This window comes from Streptomyces sp. NRRL S-378, from assembly GCF_000720645.1.
In the GTDB taxonomy this organism is placed as follows: domain Bacteria; phylum Actinomycetota; class Actinomycetes; order Streptomycetales; family Streptomycetaceae; genus Streptomyces.
The window spans coordinates 1-16,999 of sequence record NZ_JOBX01000076.1; the positions used below are offsets into that span (position 1 = coordinate 1).

Sequence of the window (16,999 nt, forward strand, 5' to 3'; positions counted from 1 at the left end):
CGACGCCTACCTCCGCCGCATCCGCACCAAACTCAACGTCAACACCACCGCCGAAATGACCCGCATCGCCATCACCCTCGGACTCTGACACCCCACACCCCACACCCCACACCCAGCAACATCAGCAACATCAGCAACATCAGCAACATCAGCAACAAACCACACCAGCACCAGACACAAACCGCACCAGCCCAGCCCGGCAAACGACACCCACCCCACCCCACACCGAAACCAGACAAACCAGAACCAGCACACACCACCCCCAAACAAGGCCCAAGCCAGACCAGGACAGGGATAGAGACAGCGACCGCGGCAAGTGCGCAGGCGACCGTTGGAACCGACCGGTCGGCACACCCGCACCCGATTGTTGAACGAACAATCACCCACCGCCCTGACGGCACACACCGCCGCCACCAGCTGAAACTCGTGCCCGCGCCGCCACCCGCTGAGGCCCGCGCCAAGCCGACCGACATCTACATCGCCGGACCGCGTCGCGCACCAGCCCCCCCGGATCACCGGTGTCCCTGGCGCGGCGCTGACAGCCGTAGGGCCTTCCGGCGACCCGCTCCTACCCCACTGCCACTACCAGGCGGCAGGACGGTAGTCCTTGAGGAACACCGCGTGCAGGGGGCGGCCCGCCTCACCCTCGCGGATGGGATGGTAGATACGCGCCGCACCATCGACGACGTCCAGCGGCGGCCGCCAACCTGTCGCCGCGTGCCGCGCGCGGGCGGCTGCGGGCTTCTCGTCCGTGACCCACCCGGTGTCGACGGAGCAACAATGGATCCCCCGGGCGGCAAGAGCAGCAGCGCTCGTGCGGGTGAGCATGTTCAGCGCGGCCTTGGCCATGTTGGTGTGCGGATGGTCGGGCGACTTGTTGAGGGCGCCGAACTGGCCCTCCACCGCAGACACGTTGATCAAATAGCGGGCCGGGTGGGGCGACGCCTCCATCAGCGGCAGCAACCGGTCAGCGAGCAGGAACGGGGCAACAGCGTTCACGAGTTGCACTTCGATGAGCTCCGCAGCACCGACCTGACCCAGCTGAAGAGTCCAGGAGTTCCCCGGAGCCGCGTCGAGCAACAGCCCTGCCGCATCGACCACACCGCCAACGCCCCCTGGTACCTCGAGCACCGCCGCGGCCGGAGGGCCGCCCGCGGTCAGGGCCAGGTTCGGACTGCCGGGCACGACGAAACCCGGAGCCACCCAGTGCCGCGCGGCCGGCAGCCCCGCCGCCTCGGTGGCGGCCAAGGCCGCGTATGCCTCGGGCGCGCGACGCAGGGTCTGCGCGGCGTTGTTGATCAGGATGTCCAACGGGCGTCCGCGGTCCAGCTCCTGGTCGGTGAAGGCCAGTACCTGACGCGGGTCTCGCAGGTCGAGTGCAGCTATCTTCAGTCGATCCCACCAGCTGTCACGGTCCGGGGCGACGGCGAAACGGGCGGCGGCATCCCGTGGGAAGCGGGTGGTGACCGTCAGGTCGGCGCCATCACGCAGCAACATCAGGGCGAGTTCATGGCCGATCTTGACGCGGCCGCCGGTCAGCAGCGCGCGGCGCCCGGTGAGGTCGGTACGTGCGCTGCGCTGTTCGAGGTTGGCGGTGGCGCAGGACATGCACAGTTGGTGGTAGAAGGGATGCACTTCCCGGTAAGGATCCTTGCAGACGTAGCAGCGTTGGCCGCGGCGCAGGGTTCCGAGGGCCGCCGCCGGATTCCGCGCGGCGAACGTCGGCGGCCCGTCTGCAGACGACGGGCCGGGGCTGCGTCCGGCTTCCGTCAGGGGCAGGGGGCCGGTTGCGTGCGTGGACAGTGCTGTGTCCATGGTCCGGTCGTGAGCTCCGGTTGTGGTGGCGGCGAGGAGTGCGGCGTCGATTTCGCGGTCGCGCACGCGTGCTTGGGCCCTGCGGTCGCGACGGCCGCTCCGGATGAGGTTCTTGGCGGCTCCCTCGATGCGGCGCCGCTGAGCGTCCTGCGCCGGCAGTTCGGCGGCCTGCTTCAGCAGTGCCAGCAGGTTCTCCACCGACTCGCTGTCCATACACGTCTTCGAATTCACCGCCCCATTCTCGGGGTAGGCCTGGTTGCCCCGGTCGCCTTGGTCTGCCGTTCCTCCTGAGCGAGGGCAGGTTGCAGTCCGAAGAAGCGTGAAGTGTGTGGACGCCTCGGTCTGGGCGCGCAATCGTGCACCGGTCTTGGCTGTCCCGTTCCTGCATTGCGGCACCGGATACTCGGGTGCGGCCGGGAAAAGAGGGATCTAGCCTGGCGGCTTCACACGTCGTGGAGGAGGGTTACGGTGCTGGTCATGCCTGGGCGGCGGACATCGACGATGGAGCTGTTGGCCATCGAGGCGGCGGGGCGCGGGATGGCTGTCCGTGCGGCGGAGGAAATGAGCGCGGCGGTGGAACCGGCATCGGGACCGGCGTACTGGTACGGCGGGCCGGTGGCGGGGGCTCGGTTGGCCGGACGGCTGGGCCTCGCGTTGCTCGAACCGGCGGATGACTGGCTTGCCCGGTTGCCGCAGGAGTTCACGGGGCGGGAGGTGCGTGTCGGGACCCTCGCGGATGCCCGGGCGGTCGAGCGGCCGACGTTCGTCAAACCCCCACGGGACAAGTCCTTCCCCGCTGCTGTCTACAGCGATGGCTCCCGGCTGCCGGCCGAGCTGGACGCGGCGACGCCAGTGTTGCTCTCTGATGTGGTGACCTTCGCTGCCGAGTACCGGTTGTTCCTGCTTGACGGGCAGGTCGCTGCAGGCAGTCGCTACGCGGTGTTCGGCCGGCTCGACCCACTCCCGCTGGACAGGGACGGGGGCATTGCCGCGGAGATTGCCGAGTTCGTCGACCGCCTGGTCGCTGCGTCCGGGGCTGCTCTGCCGAGCGCCGTCGTTGTGGACGTCGGACAGCTGCTCGATCCGTACCGCCCGGGCCACCAGTGGGCCGTGGTGGAACCCAATATGGCGTGGTTCTCCCATGCGTATGCCGCGGACCCGGCGCGGGTGCTGGACGTGGTGTTGCAGGCGGCGGGGCCTCGTGATCAGCTGCGGCCGCGGGATCAGCCGTTCGTGCGGCACTGAAGACTTCTCGCGAAGCAGGGGTTGGCGGGGCGGCCAGACCTCTGGCGGAGCGGCGTGAGCGGCGCCGCACGAGGTACGCATGTGGGACCCGCACGACGGCGCACGTGTGCCGGGGGAGACAGAGGCCTCCGACGCCCTTTTCGGAGTGCAGTCCACCCGAGGAGGAAGGCCAGGTCTGCCCGGACCTGGGCGGCAGTGTCCGGCCCGGGCTCCGGCACGTTCCCTGCGACTTCATTGGCTGCCGCTGTTTCGTCCGGCGCCTACTCGTCAGTTCACAGTGCGTGACTCCGGAGGGGAGCGGGTGCCGGCTTGGGGAATCCCGTGATGGCCGTCGGCCTCACGGACCTTGCCGCGCAGAGCGTTGTGGATGCGCTCGACCGTGCCGTCGTCATGCCACCAAGTGAAGTACCACTACACCGTCGGCCAGGGCGGGAAGTCCTTCGGCAGCTGCCTCCAGGCACACCATGCTCGTCGAGGGAATCGTCCTGCACTCGTTCGACGGCAGAGCTCCCTTCTCGGCAGCCACCCCTCGCCAAGATCGAGCAGCTCAAGGACGTTTACGGGCTGGAATTGACCGCGGCCGACGCGCACCGCCGGGCGGAGAAATGAACCGTCGTGTCGTGAGCGCCGCGCTGCACGTGCCGCTTCCGCCCGAAGCCGCCTTCCGGCTCTTCACCGCCCGGGGTGAACGCGACTGGGTGCCGGGCGGGGAACCCGTCTTCCCGGTCGGGACGCCCGACGACACGGCGCCGGGAACCGTCTGGCTCACCTCGTCCGACGGCGAGGAGACGACCTGGCTGGTCGCCTCCTGCGCCTTCCCGCGGTGGGTCTCCTACGCCCGGATCACCCCCGGCGTCCGGGCCGGAACGGTCACCGTCTCCCTGGCAGCAACCGAGGCCGGCAGCGAGGTGACGGTCACTTGCGACCTGACGCCCCTCACCCCGGCCGCGGCCTCGGCCTCGGCACTCGACGAGTTCGCCGCCGGCTACACGTCCTTCATCCGCTCCTGGGAAAAACTCATCAGCGGCCATCTGACGTGAGCATCTAGTGAGTCGACTCACGATGCCGCCCCGCGGGGTCGTCCGGCCGAGCGGCGTACGAGAACGCCTTCAGTCGGCATTCCGCGGCAGAGGGGCCACCCCGCCGTCCCCGTGTCCGGGACGACGGTGAGGTGGTCGAGGTGGATGGCGGCGGCGGGCTCCCGTGCCCTCGATGGGGTCGTGCCCGCACACCGGGGCCTTCCCCTCCCGCGGGCCAGCCCCGTTCGCGGCGCGCCGCAGGGAGCGCGGGAGCATGGTTCAGTCGTCGAGGTCCAGATCGAGGCCTGTGTGGACAGCGACGCAGACGACCTCTCCGGAGGCGGAGCGGCCCACCCAGACCGGATACACGCCATCGCCGCCCGTGTAGAAGACAGCCATGTCCGCGCCCAGGCCGCCGCCGTCGAGATGCGCGCCGACTTCGGTACTGGCGATCTTGTCGGCCTCCGAAGAACCCGGCCGGCTCGCTCGATCCAGCAGTCCCCGCAGGTCCTGCCAGGCGTCGGCGTCGCCGAAGGCGCCCGTTGCCGCGTCGGTGCCGAAGCCGAAAGCTGCTCCGGCACGGAGCCGGAGCGTGTCGTCACCCGGCCCCAGTGCCATCTCCCAGGCCGCCACGGGTACGTCGGAGACCTGCAGACGCACCGCCACGAGTTCCTCGTAGGACGGCTGACCCCTGTCCGCCACCTCGACCGAGGCCGCCTCCACCGGGTACGTGCCCGGCGGCACAGCCACGGTGATCCTCGGCTCTTCGTCCCCGCTCTGCGGACAGTCCACCGCCAGCACCCCACTCGGCACGCGCACGCTGCCGCACGGGACCGCTTCGCGGACCCGCACCCCGCCGATGTGCGTGCCGGGCCGGAAGACCCGGTCGAAGTCGGGGGACCCCAGGAGCCGGGAGGGCTCCAGGCGCCAGCCGGAACCGGCGACGGCCGGCTCTGCAGCCGCCGGCTCTGCGGCCCCCAGCTCTGCAGCGACAAGCTCCGCCGCGACCCAGTGCGGCAGCGCGTCCGCGACCGGAAGCGCCGACCAGTCGTCGAAGCCGGGACGGGGCGTCCACAAGTGCTCGTCGGCCACCGTCAGCTGTGCCTCCAGAGAGGCTCCCCGCATGCCCTGGGGCTGGTGCGATATACGGGCGGTACCGCCTGCCGAGAGCTCCACCACTGTCCGGGGGCAGTGCACATCGAACTCCCCCGTCTGCCCGTCCGGGTACCGCCGCACCAGCAAGCGCCGGATCAGCAGTTGCCCCTCGTCGGTTCGCATCTGCAGCTCGGCCTCGGCGGTCCGGCGGCCGTACTCGTCGTACGCCCAACTGTCCAGGACACCGGCCCGCCATACCACCATCCGCGCCGCGAGCGGGACTTCACGGCCAGGCACCCGGTAGACCACCGCGTACGGAAGACCGGCGGCATCCCGGACGCGCGCCACCTCCTCGGACAGGGCGCCACCGCCCGTACGGGACTTCGCGTCCCAGGACTCTTCGAACGTCACGTACATCGTGTCAGGCATCGTGTCAGGCAACGGCGTCGGCTCCGTCCCGCTCCGCGAGCACCTCGGGCATCCCTTCCAGCAGCACCACGACGGCGACCAGCTCACCGGCGTCGGAACGGCCGAGCCACACGGGGTAGGTACCGTCCCCGGTCGTGGCGAAGGCCATGAGTTCGCCGCCGGAGGCCTCGTCCCAGGTCCGTTGCATGAAGAGGGAACCGTCGTCGATGTCCTCGTACCCGTCCAGGTCCGGCTCGCCCTGGATCAGCCCCCGCACGTAGAGCGCGACGAGCGGCTCCCAGGCCCCGGCGTCGGCGAAGCAGCCGGTGGCCCCGTCGGTGTCGAAGCCGGTTATCTGGTTCTCGATGAACAGCCGGGGATCGTCGTCCGCGGCGAGGGCCATCGTCCAGGACGCGGCGGGGGTTTCGCTGACGAGGAGGCGGACGGCCGTGCAGGCCGTGGTCGTGACCTCGGTGTTCCGCCACTCGCAGTGGTAGCTGTAGCGGACGCACGCCTCGTCGACCACGTACTCCCCGGGCGGGACCGGGACCGTGATGCGCGGCCCGTCGCCTGCGTCGGCGTCCGGGCCGGAGACGGCCAGCAACCCGCTGGGTACGCACAGGCCGGCGACCCGGCGCGGCTCCACCACGGTCATCTCGGGGTGGTACCCGTCGGTCACACGCACCCCGGGCCGGAACAGGTCGTTGATCGGCCCGGGCTGTGCGGGGCGCGGCGGACGCCAGCACGTGACGGGAGCAGCTCCGTCACCGCGTTCGCCCGCCTCGCTCTCCCCCTCGCTCTCGCCATCGCTGTCGCTTTCGCTCTCGTCGGCGCCCTCGCCCCTGCCTCCGCTCACGCCCGGACCAGCTGCCGCGAAGGTCGGCGGCTCGGTGAGCCCGTGCGCCTCGGCCGAGAGGAGCGGCCACTCCCCGAATGCCGGGCGGTCCATCCAGCGCTCGTCGTCACTGAGGCTCGGGGAGGTGACGTGTGCGCCCCCGCCCTTCCCCTGGGGTTCCTGCGTCCGTCGCCCTCTCCCGTCCGGGAAGAGGTCCACGGTGGTGCGGGGGCACTTCGCGTCGAACTCCGGCATCTCCGGGTCGGTGTAGTGCCAGGCGACGGTGTACCGGCGCAGCAGCCGCGACGGTGCGTCCAGCACCCGCCTGTCCAGGTCGTGGGTGCGGCGGCCCTGGGCGTCGTAGACCCACAGCCCGACGTAGTGGTCCCGCCAGGAGACGAGCCGGACCTCCAGCGGAGCCTCCCGGCCCGGCTCCCGGTACACCACCACGTAGGGAAGCCCGGCGGCATCCCGCTCCCGCGCCTCCCGGGCGGAGATCGGCCGCCAGGGCGCACGCGCCTCCGGGTCCCACCCCTGCGCGTACCCCACCTCGACGACCATTGCCGCTCCCCACTCCTGCGCACTTGCGCTGCGCTCTTGCGCTCCGCCCTGATTGTGTTCCTGATCTGCAAGGTAACCGCCGGGTATGACAACCGGCCCACTGGGCGGGTGGTGAGGCCGGTCGGTCTTCGTGGACCCGCCGGTCGGTCTTCGTGGACGCGGCCGAGTCGGCCTGGCGGGAACTGCCGGGGCTCGATCCGACGTCACCCCTGATGCCCCGTGGGGTTCCGCCACGGGTGGGTGAGTCCGCGCACTGTCGGCCGATGCCTGTCAGTGCTCGGCAGCGTTCTGGTGTCGGGGGACAGCGGAGGGGGACGGGGCGTCATGGCGGATACGAGCCGTAACAAGATCTGGGCGGTGGTCAGTGCCTCCTTCGTCGCCGTCGGCCTGCTGATCAGGTTGGTGATCGCCATGGGCGACTCCGCCTCGTCGCCCGTACCGATTGCGAGCCGGCCGTCACCGGACGACCGTGCAGTGACGCTCAATCCGGGGGACCATCCCCCGCCCAGATCCCTCTGCGCGCACGTCGACTTCCAGGAGTTCGCGGGCGTGTTCCAGCTGCAAGGTGCACGCGACGGCTACAACACCGGTCTCGAACCCGAGGTGGTCTCCGGCTCCATGTGCGAGCAGTCCATGTCTCGCGGCGGTACGGGCGCAGGCGTCGTCGAGGTCACCGTTCTCTGCAGCGCGTGGCGGGACGTGGCCAAGGCCATTGACGGGTTCGAGCTCGGCCGGGCGGCGCCCTACGGCCCCCCGGAGGCGGTATTCGGTCTCGGGGACGAGGCCTACCGCTACCGCGGCTCGAACCATCCCACCGTCGGTGTGAAGGTCCGTGCCCGCAACCTCGACTGCAAGGTCGAGGCCGAGCCGACGCCGCCGCTGACCGACGCCGAGGCCGACGGCACCTTCAAGGCGATGCAGCAGCTCCTTCAAACCCTGATCCCCAAGCTGACCCACTGAGGCGAGGAGAACGTTCGAGCTCGCCTCGGGGGCACGGGCCGCAGCGGGGCGCGGAGAAACTCTCGGGCCTCCACGTCTCGGCGCGACTACTGTGCTGCTGGTAAGTCGTCGTGACCAACGCAGGGAGCCGAGTCGTGCTCACCACTACGCACCCGCCGTAGGTGCCTCTGGAAAGCCCAGAGGGCCATACGGAGGCTCTCGATGTCCCGAACTGTCCGCACGACTCCCACGCGACTCCGCGTCCACGAGGGCTCATCGGAGTCCATGTCGCTGTACGACCTGCGCTATGCGCATGCTGAAATGGCTCGAGCCGCCCGCGAAGGCCGTCGTCCCGCCCCGGCGAAGACGCTGCGTCAGGTCTCCTCTTGGCAGTGGATGGTGCTCCACTGCAGGACGGGCTCGTTTTCCGCCGAGATCGCTACGGCCGAGCGCCGCGCCCGACTCCAGGAGCGACTCGACATCCAGCGGATCCGTGCACTGCACCGCGCCGGCCACGAACTTGACGACGTAGACATGCCGCCGGTCCGTCACCGTCATGGTGTGCTCTGGCATGCCTGGTAGAGGCGCATCGCATGGGACCGACCAGCTCGCGCGAGTCCAGGACGTGCGGTGCGTACCGGGTGCGTACCGGTGAAGGCCCCTATACCCGGGGGATCTTGGTCCAGCCACTCAAGGGCTCGTGGCGTCGATGGCGACGCTGCCGTTCTCCTCCCGCTCGATGATGTCTTGCAGGAGCCGTTCGGCTCGCGACCTCAAAGCCGGCAGGCGGTGTCGATGACTGTGGTCACGACTTGCTCGGTCCGGTTCCGCCGGCGGTGGAGGGCAGTCATTCCGCTTCTTCTCCTCTCGCAGGTCACCGGCGCCGCCCCGACTGCCCTCATCACGCGCGGGTCTGCGGGTAGTCGAAAACCCAACTGCCCTGTTCCGTGCACGTTCCCATCCGCGAGCTGTAGTGGCCCCCCTGCCCGGGCGCCGTCTCCTCGGTCAGGGTCAGGGACGCGGCGCCCTGCGGAGCGCTCCAAACTCCCGGACAGTCCGTGTACGGCCCGGAACAGGAGCCGGAGGCCGCCGCCACCAGCGCGACAACGGCGATCGCGGCCGCGACGCGGGACGGCAGCTTCGACGGCGTCGACGGGTTGCCCGCGCAGGCGACGGTGGCCGCGCATGCGGCGATCATCGTGACGGCGCACCAGAGGACCCAGGGCCCCGATCCCGCCGCAACCAGCACGATCAGGAGCGCCAGCGCGAGGACCCACGAGGCGGCTGCCCGGCAGATGGCCGTGGTGTTCCGCGGAGTGCGCAGCGCCAGCACCGCGACCACGACCGGCAGGACCGCCAGGGCCATGCAGAGCAGCACCGTGCACTCCTCGCCGTAACTCCCTTCGTATTTCAGGCCGCACCCGTGGGCCGGGTCGAGGAGTCGCGCAAGTCGCCGGAGCCCGGCAGCGGGCCGTGGCCCGGGCACGCGGCCCCGGTACCCCGGGCGTCGGACGTGGGTACGCCGCACCACGCCCCCGGGCCGGATCCGGCCCGGGGGCGTGGTGTCAGCCCGTCGGTGTCAGGCCCTGCGACGGCGGTTGCGGGCGACGATCGCGCGGGTGACCACGGGCGGGAGCAGGTCCTTGGCCAGCTTGCGCCAGCGGGCACCGGGCCTGCGCGCGGCGGTGGCGGGGACCGGCGCCGGTTCCGCTTGCGGCGCTGGGCGCAGCGGCTGCGGGGGCGTCGGTGCGACCACGCCCTGGTCCCCGATGCGTACGAGGGGGCGGCCGTCGATCACGTCCACGCCGTGCCAGAGGTCGGAGCGCTCCTCCAGCCACGCGCGCAGTGCCGCCTGGTGGGGCTCCGGGTCACCCCAGGTCGCGTAGAGCTTCGAGGCCGAGACGCAGATGGGGTGCAGGTCGCCCGTGACGACGGCGGTCCAGACGGCGGCGGCCACGCCCGGGCAGTGCTCGGAGCGGTAGTCGTCGAAGACCACCACGGCATCCGGGGTCGCGACGAGACGGGAGGACGCGATGTCGGTGACGACGTGCTCGTAGAGGTGCGAGGCGTCGACGTGCACGAATCGGCAGCTCATCGGCTTGACCTCGTCGGCGACGACCGAGGTGGGGGCCTGGATCAGCGTCGGCAGTGCCTCGTGGAAGGCGAGGTAGTTCGTCTCGAATCCGCGCCGTGTGAGCGTGGGGTAGGAGCTGCGGTTCTCCGCGATGTTGAAGTCGTCCGTCGCGGGCGAGTCGAAGAGGTCACACACGGTGAACTCCTCACCGGGCCGGAGGTACCCTCCGAGGAAGATCGCGCTCTTCCCCATGAAGGCACCCAGCTCCAGCAGGTCGCCCGGCTGCCCCTCATCGCTGTTCTGACGTGTCAGGAACCAGTCGAAGAGCACCTGGTCATACGCCGAGAACCACCCTTTCACCTCGCCATATGTGGTGGGGACGAGCGGGGCCGGCTCACCGTCGGGGGTGGTGACGGAAGCTTGTGAAACGTGCGACACGGAGAGTCATCCTCCAGCGGAGTGGCATCGGTTCTCACTCTGATACCCGGCCGGGTAACGGCACCCTAAGCCCTGGAAGGACGTGTGACGAGATATGCGCGAGATCTGCCTGTGATTTGCGATCGGCTCACCTCGAGTGCTCCGACCGGTCCGGCGGCGCAGCCGCTCGATGGTCCCGGGCCGGCCGCGGACGACGACCGTGAGCAGCGTCCGCTCGATGCCCGTGAGCATCGTCCGCTCGGTCAGAGCCCCGACCGCCGGTCCCGCCCCGGAGAGGGGCTGCCGCGCGTCGACCAGTGTGTGTGAAACTCCCTCTGAATGATCACTCGGGGGGAGTTTTCGCGTTGAATGCGCTGTTGAAGAGAATATGGATCGGGCTGGCCGCGACCTTGATCGCGAGTCTGGCCGCCGCGGTCCTGCCGGACCACGTCCGAATAACGGACGATGGGCGCATCCACCTCGGGGCGCCCGAGCCCGTGCCCTCCCCGTCCGCGGTGGCGCCCACGCCGGAGTCCACGTCACCGCCCCTCACACGGGACGCCGTGGACGAGGTGATCCGGACCGCGGTCAGCGCGGCGGGACTCGACCCGGAGCAGGGCCGCCCGACCGTCGCGGCCGGCGCGGCCACGAACAGGACGGGCTGGGTGGCCGTCCGCGAGAAGACCGCAGCACAGTCCGAGATGGACGCGATCTGCGCGGATCTGGAGCGCCAGGGCTGGACGCTGAACCCGAACGGCGACCGGCCCGAAGCCTCCCGCAGCTACAAGCGCGGGGGCTGGTACCTGCTGGTGAGCGCGCGCGGGAAGTCCCAGGCGCCGTCGACCACCTCGGGCTTGACCGATTCGCAGACCTACCTGACCCTGACCGGGCTCCAGCTGAACCTCTCGGACATCCCCCTCCCCGAAATCACCGTCCGCATCGGCTGACCCCTCGATGCGGCCGAGCACATGGCGTTGCGGAGGGCTGCCGGGCGAGGCGGTTGGCCACATGGACGACGTCGGGCAGTTGCCCGACGGACGCGGCCCCGCCCAGCCCGCCGCCGCCCTCCGTAGCGCCGGCGTTGAACCGAGGCCGGCCAGCCGCGAGGGACTGGTGGAGTACGCAGACCCCGGCGGTAGCCCGCGCGAGGCTGTGTCGAGGTCAGCGGTGAGTCCGTCCCGGCTTGAGGGGACGGCGGGGGCGCTGCAGTCGTCCTCCCCGACCATGCTCGCGTACTCGCGTACCCGCGTACTCGTAGCCAGCGGGGCGCGCAGCTGGCGAGGTCGACGGTGGGTGGCTGGCCGGCCCCGTCGACGGGCGCAGACCCTGTACGCCCGGCAGCCGGCCCGCCGGTACAGCGCCGCCGCCGGTACAGCGCCGCCGGCGGCACCGGTGGCGGCGCTGCTCCCGGGGCATGCCGCGAAGGCGACCGGCCCCGTGCACGGCGGCGCGCAGTGCGCGCCGCCGCGGGTACGGGCCGTTTCGGTACCGTCGCGCTGACGCGCCGGCTACCAGGACGACTTGGTGACTCCGGGGAGGAATCCGGCGTGCGCCTGCTCCCGCAGCCTCACCCGGGACAGGCCGAACTTCCGGAAGTACCCGCGGGGCCGACCGTCGACGCTGTCCCTGTTGCGCACCCTGGTCGCGCTCGCATTGCGCGGCTGCTTGCGCAGTTCGGCCACGGCCGCCTGCCGTTCGGCCCCGGTGGCAGACGGCTTCCGGATGATCTCCTTCAGCTCCGCCCGCCGAGCGGCGTACCGCTCGACGACCGCCTTGCGCTTCTCGTTCTGCCTGATCTTGCTCGCTTTGGCCATCAGACCTTCGCCCCACGTGCGCGGATCCGTGCCACCGCGGCCTCGATGCCGATGCTGTCGATGGTCTTGACGGCCTTGGCACTGAGCGTGAGCCGGATGTGCCGGCCCTCGCTGGGCAGCCAGTACCTCTTGCTCTGGATATTGGGGTCGAAGCGGCGGGACGTGCGCCGGTGCGAGTGCGAGACGTTGTTGCCGAATCCCGGCTTGGCTCCGGTCAGTTGGCAGTGTGCGGACACAGGCTCGCCTGCCTCTCCACCGCAGAAGCAGTATCGATAATGGAAATCATTCCCATATAGTAGCGGCATGGCACGCAACGAAGTACGCCCGGTCATCAAGCTGCGCTCCACGGCGGGCACCGGCTACACCTACGTCACCCGCAAGAACCGGCGAAACGATCCGGACCGGATGGTGCTGCGGAAGTTCGACCCGGTGGTCCGCCGGCACGTCGACTTCCGCGAAGAGCGTTGAACCGCATCACCGGCCACTCCACTCCCAGAAAGACAGCCTCATGAAGCCCGGCATCCACCCCTCCTACGGCCCTGTCGTCTTCCGCGACAAGGCCGCCGACTTCGCCTTCCTCACCCGCTCCACCGCCACCAGCGACAAGACGATCGAGTGGGAGGACGGCCAGGTCTACCCCGTGATCGACGTCGAGATCTCCTCGCAGAGCCACCCGTTCTACACCGGCACCGCCCGCGTCCTGGACACCGCCGGCCGAGTCGAGCGCTTCGAGCGCCGTTACGGGAGCAAGCCGTGACCCTGCCCGTCGCCATCGTGGGCGGGCTCCACTCCGACGCCCGCAAGGAGGTGGTGGAGCGGCTGCTGCACTCCGTACCCGGCAGCGTCGCGCTCCACCACGACCTGGCCGCCGCACCCACCGGCACGGTGCTGCGCGTGGTGAGGGACGCCTCGGGCGAGCTCTCCCGCACGAAGACGCCGCTCGCCAACGACTGCGCCTGCTGCGCCCTGCGCGAAGACCTGGTCCCCGAGTTGCTACGGCTGGCCGACAGCTGTACGGCACGCCTGGCCGTCGTCGAACTGTGGGACTCCGTCGAGCCCAAGGCCATGGCCGAAGTCATCGCCGGACACGGCCGCCGGGCAGTCGAGCTCACCAGCGTGATCACCGCGGTGGATCCCTCCCTGGTATTGCCCTGCCTCGCCAACGGTGACGACCTGGCCGACGTCGGGCTCGCGACGGCCGCCACCGACCGGCGGACGGTAGGGGACACCTGGGCCCGGCAACTCGAGTACGCTCCCGTGCTCGCCCTCGTAGAGAGTGAGGATGCCGACGACGAAGACCGCGCCCTGCTCTCCCAGCTCCACCCGACCGCCCGCCAGGTGCCCGCCGGCTCCGGAGAACTGGCCCGTCTGGCGTTCGCCGGCTTCGACGTGGAAACGGCAGCGGCGGCGCAGCACCCGGCGTGCGCCCGTCTTCCCCAGGAGGCCGAGGCGTCGGGAGTGACCACCTTCGTCTGGCGGCGGCGCCGGCCGTTCCACCCCGAGCGCCTCTTCGACGCCCTGGAAGACCTCTCGTGCGCCGCCGCCCGCAGCCGGGGCCGGTTCTGGCTCGCCGACCGTCCCGACACCCTGCTGGCCTGGGAGGCCGCAGGCGGCGCCCTCTGCGTGGAGAACACCGGTCCCTGGCTGGCCTCCCTCCCCGACGCGGCCTGGGACATGGTGCCGCCGATGCGCAGGGCAGCCGCGGCCCTGGACTGGCATCCCGAACACGGCGACTGCTGCCAGCACCTCGTCTTCACCTCCCCCGGTCTCGATCGCGACGGGCTGGAACGGCTCCTGGATTCCTGCCTGCTCACCGACGCCGAGTACGCCGCAGGGCGGGAGGCGTGGCGAAGGCTGCCGGCGGCCTTCGACGCCCTCCTCGACCCTGTCTCCTGACACGTCCCCACCCCCTTCCCGTCCCGCACCCCGACATCCCCCCAGCCCAAGGAGTTCTCATGGCCCGTCGTCAGACCCCCAAGCCGCTGAAGCCCCGCCCCAACCCGCTCGACACGGCCCGGATCACGTACATCGACTACAAGGACACAGACCTGCTGAGGAAGTTCATCTCCGACCGCGGCAAGATCCGCAGCCGACGCGTCACCCGGGTCACGGCGCAGCAGCAGCGACAGCTCGCCGCGGCGATCAAGAACGCCCGCGAAATGGCCCTGCTCCCCTACGCCGGCAGCCGCTAGCGCTCGCGGCCGCGTACCCGGACGGACCGCGCCGGACAGCGGCACCAGCGGTATGTCTGGAGGCCGCGATCCGGACCCGGGTACGCGGATGAAGGCGGCCCGGAGAGGTCAGCTCCTACAGCCGGCCCGGAGACCGTCTTGACGGTCTTTCGCCGGGCGGACGCAACCGCCACCCCGGCGGAGCGCGTGTCGGCAGTCGAAAGGGTCCACACCACGTTGCCCGTCGCTGCCGTGCGGAATCGAACCGCTCGGCGCCGGAGCATCAGGAGCCGTATCGAGTTCACTGCGCCGGAACCCTTCGGCATGCACCAGTAGTTCGGCCGGCAGTCGACGGCCGCCCTGCGGCGCCGCTTCACGAAGATGGGCTTTTGCGGCCGTGAAGGACCCGTACCAAGCCCTGCCGTGATGGCTGAGGGGACCTTTGTCCGACGATGATGGGAAACGACAGCAGCGTGAACCAGGACCGAGTACTCGAGGCCTTCCGCCAGGAAGCCGGAGCCCTGACCGGTGCCATGTCAGAGCTCTCCACGGCCGAGTGGGAGATTCCGACACGCTGCACTCCCTGGAGCGTGCTCGACCTGCTCGGGCACGTCTGCGTGGTGATCGACTGGCTTCCGGGCATGCTGGACGCACCGGCACCCGAGGAGCCGGAGATATCGGCAGCGGAGTACTACCGCCCGGACGATCGGTTCTCACCCCGGACCAACGACAGGCGGATCGCATTGGCACAGGACCGTGCGGCGGGGTCCGCCGACGGCGCCGCCTTCGCCCAGGATTTTGCCGCCACCTGGCAGCGTGTCGACCAGCTGTGCCGGGCCGAGCAGGCCGGCCGGACCGTACGGACGCGTCATGGCGACGCCATGCTCCTGTCGGAGTTTCTCCTGACCCGCGTGGTCGAGGTCGCCGTCCACGGCCTCGACCTCGCCGATGCACTCGGACGCAAGTCCTGGCTGACCCCGGCAGCCGGCGACGCCGTGACGGAGCTCCTCCTCGGCACGGAACACGCCACGGCCGTCGACGAGCTGGGGTGGAGCCGCACGCATTTCCTGCGCAAGGCCACCGGCCGGGAGCCACTGAACGAAGCGGAGGCCGTGCAGGTCGAAAGGCTCGGCATCCGCTGGCTCGCCCTGGGCTGACCTCGGCGCCCGTCAGCGCCCTCGAGAATCCGGGAACCGGCCGGTAGGCGAAGGCGGGGTGTGCTCGTTTGCCCGCCGTACTGGATGCATCAGGAGGACTCGTGCAACGTGGTGAAGTCTGGTGGATCGATTTCGGCGAGCGGCGTCTGGCCGTCGTCCTGGCGGGAGGCAGCACGTCCGGGATCCGGGTGATGCAGGTCGTCGCCCCGGCGAGCGTCGACATCAGCGGTCTGGGCGTCGAAGTGGCCGTGGGTACGAAGGAGGGACTGCCCTGTGACGGCGTACTGCGGTTCGCGTTCCGGCACCCGGGCTTCACCCCTTGTACGTGGGTGACCGCCGTGGCCCAGGACGACCTGCTCGAACGGGCGGGCGTCCTGCCCTTCGCGAAGCTCCGTGAGATCGACGATGCGCTCCAACTCGCCGAAGAGCCGCAGGAGCAGACCCCGGAGGCAACCGCGAGGCTCAGCGGGATCAAGGACGCCCTCCGTCTGGGGTGCCCCGAGTAGGCGGAACGGGCATCGGGGCAGCGCCGGCGGCCTCCGTCCGGAAGGTGTCGCGGTGGCGCAGCTGCCCTGACGCGCGTCCGTCTGCACACGGCCGTCAGCCCTCCCCCGGTCAGGGTCACGTCACCTCGGCTCCCGCTGCGGAGGGCCTTCCGCACGGTCCTCGTTCCAGGGGCGGGGCACCGGTGTCACCAGGTGATGGCGGGAACCCGGGAGCCCGACCACGCCGTTGTCTCCGTAAAGGGAGCGATGTGAAGACTCGTCAGAAGGATCGCGGTGTCCCTGAGCCCGACGAGCCCTGGAGCGAGGTCAGCCCAGGTCTCTGGATGGGCGGACACTTTTGGACCGACGGCACCGGCAAAGTTCGGCCGGCCGTCGCTGTTGACGAGTTCGACCTGGTCATCAGCCTGTTCACCCTCGCAGGCCACGGTCCGCACCCGTCAACCCAGCACATGGTCACCGTACTCCCCGATGGCCCGCTCACCGCCGACCATATCCACTCCGTCCAGGAGTTGGCCCGCACTGCAGCACATGCCCTACGAGACGGCCGTACCGTGCTCGTGCGATGCCACTCCGGCTACAACCGCTCCGGGCTGGTCGTCGCTCAGTCCCTCATCGAGCTGGGTCACACAGCTGACGCAGCCATCAGCCTCGTCCGGCAGAGGCGATCGCCGCGGGCACTCAACAACGAGACCTTCGAGCAATACCTCACCACCGGGCTTCAAGTGGCCCGCCTCCTGAGCGGGCTCGACACGCCCGGCTGAACTGCCCTCTTCCTGTGCCGAGCGTATGGAGTGGGTGCACATCCTGCGAGCCGTCACGAGGACCATCTGCCCAGGTGCGCGCGGCACTCGGACGCGGCGAGTCCGTGGGCTTCGGGCTGCTCTGATGCGCCCCAGTTGGTCCACGGAGTGGACCACTGGGGAACGTGGCGAGCGAGAGCGGG

Annotated in this window: 19 protein-coding genes; 12 read left to right on the forward strand and 7 right to left on the reverse strand. The window is 70.3% G+C overall.

The genetic code is table 11. The annotated features are described in order from the left end of the window. Positions 1 to 582: 582 nt before the first annotated feature. On the reverse strand, positions 583 to 2,028 hold the full coding sequence (locus IH80_RS0133500) for an SDR family NAD(P)-dependent oxidoreductase (protein ID WP_030965478.1): 1,446 nt from the start codon (positions 2,026 to 2,028) through the stop codon (positions 583 to 585). 288 nt (positions 2,029 to 2,316) lie between these two features. On the opposite strand from IH80_RS0133500, the gene IH80_RS0133505 reads away from it, so the two are divergent. Together IH80_RS0133505 and IH80_RS0133510 are read left to right on the forward strand one after the other, a co-directional pair. Next, entirely contained in the window at positions 2,317 to 3,060 is a 744-nt protein-coding gene (locus tag IH80_RS0133505) for an ATP-grasp domain-containing protein (RefSeq protein WP_051810226.1), read from the forward strand. A 620-nt stretch (positions 3,061 to 3,680) separates the two neighbouring features. Further along, positions 3,681 to 4,100 (forward strand): hypothetical protein, encoded by a 420-nt coding sequence (locus IH80_RS0133510; RefSeq protein ID WP_199819345.1) that lies wholly within the window; start codon positions 3,681 to 3,683, stop codon positions 4,098 to 4,100. A gap of 258 nt (positions 4,101 to 4,358) precedes the next feature. On the opposite strand, the gene IH80_RS0133515 is transcribed toward IH80_RS0133510, so the two are convergent. Together IH80_RS0133515 and IH80_RS0133520 are read right to left on the reverse strand one after the other, a co-directional pair. Next, on the reverse strand, positions 4,359 to 5,603 hold the full coding sequence (locus IH80_RS0133515) for a DUF4241 domain-containing protein (RefSeq protein WP_158943717.1): 1,245 nt from the start codon (positions 5,601 to 5,603) through the stop codon (positions 4,359 to 4,361). A 4-nt stretch (positions 5,604 to 5,607) separates the two neighbouring features. After that, on the reverse strand, positions 5,608 to 6,978 hold the full coding sequence (locus IH80_RS0133520) for a DUF4241 domain-containing protein (RefSeq protein ID WP_030965483.1): 1,371 nt from the start codon (positions 6,976 to 6,978) through the stop codon (positions 5,608 to 5,610). A gap of 324 nt (positions 6,979 to 7,302) precedes the next feature. Here IH80_RS0133520 and IH80_RS0133525 point away from each other — a divergent pair, with 324 nt between their 5' ends. Together IH80_RS0133525 and IH80_RS0133530 are read left to right on the forward strand one after the other, a co-directional pair. Next, the gene (locus IH80_RS0133525) at positions 7,303 to 7,938 is read left to right on the forward strand and encodes a hypothetical protein (RefSeq protein ID WP_030965484.1); all 636 of its coding nucleotides are present in this window, start codon (positions 7,303 to 7,305) and stop codon (positions 7,936 to 7,938) included. Positions 7,939 to 8,202: 264 nt separating this feature from the next. Further along, positions 8,203 to 8,499: a hypothetical protein gene (locus IH80_RS0133530; RefSeq protein WP_158943719.1), complete on the forward strand. Its 297-nt coding sequence runs from the start codon at positions 8,203 to 8,205 to the stop codon at positions 8,497 to 8,499. Positions 8,500 to 8,818: 319 nt separating this feature from the next. Here the strand turns inward: IH80_RS0133530 and IH80_RS0133535 are convergent, their stop codons facing one another. After that, positions 8,819 to 9,295 carry a hypothetical protein gene (locus tag IH80_RS0133535; RefSeq protein WP_030965487.1) on the reverse strand — a complete coding sequence of 159 codons (477 nt, stop codon included), beginning with the start codon at positions 9,293 to 9,295 and terminating at the stop codon, positions 8,819 to 8,821. Between the two features lie 201 nt (positions 9,296 to 9,496). Then, complete coding sequence (locus IH80_RS0133540; protein WP_037881903.1) at positions 9,497 to 10,429, reverse strand: class I SAM-dependent methyltransferase; 933 nt, start codon at positions 10,427 to 10,429, stop codon at positions 9,497 to 9,499. 356 nt (positions 10,430 to 10,785) lie between these two features. Between IH80_RS0133540 and IH80_RS0133545 the strand changes: the two genes are divergently transcribed. Next, positions 10,786 to 11,355 (forward strand): hypothetical protein, encoded by a 570-nt coding sequence (locus tag IH80_RS0133545; RefSeq protein WP_158943721.1) that lies wholly within the window; start codon positions 10,786 to 10,788, stop codon positions 11,353 to 11,355. Positions 11,356 to 11,916: 561 nt separating this feature from the next. On the opposite strand, the gene rpsN is transcribed toward IH80_RS0133545, so the two are convergent. Continuing rightward, entirely contained in the window at positions 11,917 to 12,222 is a 306-nt protein-coding gene (gene rpsN / locus IH80_RS0133550) for a 30S ribosomal protein S14 (RefSeq protein WP_030965491.1), read from the reverse strand. Next, the gene (gene rpmB / locus IH80_RS0133555; RefSeq protein WP_030965492.1) at positions 12,222 to 12,458 is read right to left on the reverse strand and encodes a 50S ribosomal protein L28; all 237 of its coding nucleotides are present in this window, start codon (positions 12,456 to 12,458) and stop codon (positions 12,222 to 12,224) included. The genes rpsN and rpmB overlap by 1 nt, the downstream gene beginning before the upstream one ends. Before the next feature lie 67 nt (positions 12,459 to 12,525). On the opposite strand from rpmB, the gene rpmG reads away from it, so the two are divergent. The 7 genes from rpmG to IH80_RS0133590 all read left to right on the forward strand — a co-directional run bounded on the left by rpmG (position 12,526) and on the right by IH80_RS0133590 (position 16,817). Continuing rightward, complete coding sequence (gene rpmG / locus IH80_RS0133560; protein WP_030965493.1) at positions 12,526 to 12,690, forward strand: 50S ribosomal protein L33; 165 nt, start codon at positions 12,526 to 12,528, stop codon at positions 12,688 to 12,690. Positions 12,691 to 12,730: 40 nt separating this feature from the next. Continuing rightward, on the forward strand, positions 12,731 to 12,979 hold the full coding sequence (locus IH80_RS0133565) for a type B 50S ribosomal protein L31 (RefSeq protein WP_030965495.1): 249 nt from the start codon (positions 12,731 to 12,733) through the stop codon (positions 12,977 to 12,979). After that, on the forward strand, positions 12,976 to 14,118 hold the full coding sequence (locus tag IH80_RS0133570) for a CobW family GTP-binding protein (RefSeq protein WP_030965496.1): 1,143 nt from the start codon (positions 12,976 to 12,978) through the stop codon (positions 14,116 to 14,118). Before IH80_RS0133565 ends, IH80_RS0133570 begins: the two co-directional genes overlap by 4 nt. A 59-nt stretch (positions 14,119 to 14,177) precedes the next feature. Continuing rightward, the gene (rpsR, locus tag IH80_RS0133575; RefSeq protein WP_030965497.1) at positions 14,178 to 14,414 is read left to right on the forward strand and encodes a 30S ribosomal protein S18; all 237 of its coding nucleotides are present in this window, start codon (positions 14,178 to 14,180) and stop codon (positions 14,412 to 14,414) included. A gap of 452 nt (positions 14,415 to 14,866) precedes the next feature. Beyond that, entirely contained in the window at positions 14,867 to 15,550 is a 684-nt protein-coding gene (locus IH80_RS0133580; RefSeq protein WP_037881908.1) for a maleylpyruvate isomerase N-terminal domain-containing protein, read from the forward strand. Positions 15,551 to 15,651: 101 nt separating this feature from the next. After that, the gene (locus IH80_RS0133585) at positions 15,652 to 16,056 is read left to right on the forward strand and encodes an mRNA interferase PemK (protein ID WP_030965500.1); all 405 of its coding nucleotides are present in this window, start codon (positions 15,652 to 15,654) and stop codon (positions 16,054 to 16,056) included. A gap of 248 nt (positions 16,057 to 16,304) precedes the next feature. Further along, on the forward strand, positions 16,305 to 16,817 hold the full coding sequence (locus IH80_RS0133590) for a protein-tyrosine phosphatase family protein (RefSeq protein ID WP_030965501.1): 513 nt from the start codon (positions 16,305 to 16,307) through the stop codon (positions 16,815 to 16,817). Positions 16,818 to 16,999: the final 182 nt, after the last annotated feature.